The sequence below is a fragment of the Rhizobium sp. 01T444 genome (assembly GCF_056398305.1).
Genome location: NZ_JBFTPD010000179.1, coordinates 1 through 707, shown reverse-complemented (window position 1 = coordinate 707; position 707 = coordinate 1). Strand labels below are relative to the sequence as shown.

At 66.5% G+C, this 707-nt stretch carries 1 protein-coding gene; it reads right to left on the bottom strand.

Going from position 1 to position 707, the window contains the following annotated elements; all coding sequences use genetic code 11:
- Window positions 1-707, bottom strand: a 707-nt coding sequence (locus tag AC1DTN_RS37845) for an efflux RND transporter permease subunit (protein ID WP_477925268.1), incomplete at both ends; no start/stop codon positions are given.

Sequence of the window (707 nt, the reverse complement as noted above, 5' to 3'; positions counted from 1 at the left end):
GCATGATCGGCTGCGCCCGGGTGATGGCCGAGTGCACGATCGCGTCCTTGAACGGCATGCCCGCGCGCACCTGGAGGTTGATGAAGTCCACCAGCAGGATCGAATTGCGCACGATGATCCCGGCCAGCGCGATCATCCCGATCATGCTGGTGGCGGTGTACTGGGCACCCAGCAGCGCGTGCCCGGGCATCACGCCGATGATCGTCAACGGGATCGGCGCCATGATGATCAGCGGTGTCAGGTAGGAGCCGAACTGCGCCACCACCAGCAGGTAGATCAACACCAGGCCGACGGCATAGGCGGCGCCCATGTCGCGGAAGGTCTCGTAGGTGATCTGCCACTCGCCGTCCCACTTGAGCGCGTAGTCGCGGTAGGCGTCCTCGGGCTGGTGGATGAAGTACTCGACGAGCGTGCCCCCGCCCGGCGTCGCGATCCGGGTCAGTTCGCCGCGCATGGCGAACACGCCATACAGCGGGCTGTCGAGCTTGCCCGCCATGTCGGCCACGACATAGTTCACCGGCAGCAGGTCCTTGTGATAGAGCGGTTGTTCGCGCGCCGTGTCCGTCACCTTGACCAGTTCGCGGATGGGCACCAGGTTGCCCGCGGCGCTGCGCACCGTGAGTTGCAGCAGCGCATTCAGGTCGCCCTGGCGTTCGGCCGGCAGCTGCAGGGTGGCGGCGGCGGGGTACTTGCTCTGGTCGTGCAGG